The sequence below is a fragment of the Corynebacterium sp. HMSC074C11 genome (assembly GCF_001809455.1).
GTDB classification, from domain to species: domain Bacteria; phylum Actinomycetota; class Actinomycetes; order Mycobacteriales; family Mycobacteriaceae; genus Corynebacterium; species Corynebacterium amycolatum.
Map to the genome: position 1 here is coordinate 1 of NZ_KV797734.1, position 1,711 is coordinate 1,711.

The 1,711-nt window shown below is 46.9% G+C and carries 2 protein-coding genes; both read right to left on the bottom strand.

All coding sequences use genetic code 11. The features are described from left to right. Positions 1-8: 8 nt before the first annotated feature. Positions 9-233, bottom strand: a complete 225-nt coding sequence (locus tag HMPREF2614_RS06465; RefSeq protein ID WP_070560584.1) for a hypothetical protein — start codon at positions 231-233, stop codon at positions 9-11. A 346-nt stretch (positions 234-579) separates the two neighbouring features. Continuing rightward, positions 580-1,711 (bottom strand): reverse transcriptase family protein (locus HMPREF2614_RS10905; RefSeq protein ID WP_210384473.1); only part of this gene is annotated, 1,132 nt, incomplete at its 5' end.

A 1,711-nucleotide genomic window follows, 5' to 3' on the forward strand; every position in this document is an offset into this window, starting at 1 on the left:
TCACCCCGCTACGCACTCCGAAACCGGAAGAGCCTGTTTATGTCGAGGCCCTGGTCGATTAGCCAGCGCATGAGCTCTGACGGGGTGTCCCGAAGTGCGAGTGCCGTGTCCTTGTTGTATCCGAAAACCGCATCGAGCGCGCAAGTGTCATAGACGGCCTTCAGCGCATCCATGTCACCGGCTTCGAGTAGCTCTTCGAAGTCCTCGACCAGTTTCTTCCGCTTCCGTGGCATGTGGTTTACCTTTCTGCAGTCTCGCTAGCAACACACTGTGGCCTGTCGAAGGTTCTTTGGAAAATGAAAAATCATTGTTATGCAGGCAGACTAGCGGAAGTCTGAGAGTTTGGCGCGGGGTTACCTACGGGGAGAATCGCTACCCATAAAATCAATAACCATGAAGCCTACAGGTGACAATGCCGTTTTCAAACGCTGGGAATTAGAACCGGGCATGAGCATTAGCGCACTAATCAGTAGCCAACGACGTGGCATGTATGTTGTCCAGTTCGCCGATGGTTGGCAACAACGCCATGATTAGAAGTGAGCCAACAACGAAACGAAAGCTGCCAATCACATGCATCTATTAATTAGAGCCGAACTTTCGAGCCGACGGCACATCATAACTTGAGGAATAAACAGAGTTAGGAAAAATAGACTGATGCCCCAACAAATAGGAACTCACAGACTCCCCAAGGGCAATTTGCAATTCATTTTCAAGGTCATTACCATAAGCTTTATTGATATTCTTTATATAAGATAACGCTCCAGCAAGATGCTGCACATAGCGGTATTCAGGAATCCCTAAACCACGGTCAATACCAGACCTTTCACACCAATGCCTCGACGCCGTTTCTACACCAAACTTTTTTATACATCTGGTTTGGTTCTCAATATGTGCCCTCATTCTCCGACTTGGCAACATATATCGACCGGCACCGACCAGCTCATCACGACTTGGGTGAAGTTCTACACCAAGGCCTTTAAATACGCTGTCCCCTCTATAAAATCGTGTTTTCTTTAAATTTAGCGTCAACCCATGTAGGCCAAGACGATAGTCGACGAGACCCTGAATGCTACCAATTATGTTATTCGGAGCGGCTTCAGTACCGCTAAAAAATAAGTCATCTACATAACGTGTGTAATAAATCTTATTTTCCGCACACCAAGCCCTCATTCTCTTATCGAAACTGGCAAGAACCCAATTGGAAATATATGGACTTGTAGGAAAGCCTGTAGGCAATACTCGCCTACCATTTTCATTAATAGTACAAATCTCCGCAAGCGTCTCCGAGACTGTCTCACTATGCCCAACGCGGATAAATGTACGTTTCACATCAAAAAAGCTGATAGATGAGAAAAACTCATGTATATCTAGTTTCAACATCCATTTGCCATGCTTGTGTTTATCCATGCAATCCGATGGACTACACCCCGGACGAAAGCCAAAAGCAGCTAAATCGAGACGCTCATCAGCAGGAAGAAAGACCAGTTGGTTTATCTTTCTCAGAATAGCTAAGTATTCACTATCGGGAATGTAGATGGCTCGAGGCCTAGACCCTCTCCGTCTTAAGTCAGACCTTACAGCCCGCTCCGACCCCAAAAGCGTTGACAAACTAGAGGGACTAACATCAAGCATCCAAGACAGGTGCGCTACCCCGTATATTGGAAGTACACCCTTATTCGGCTCTTCCGGTTTCGGAGTGCGTAGCGGGGTG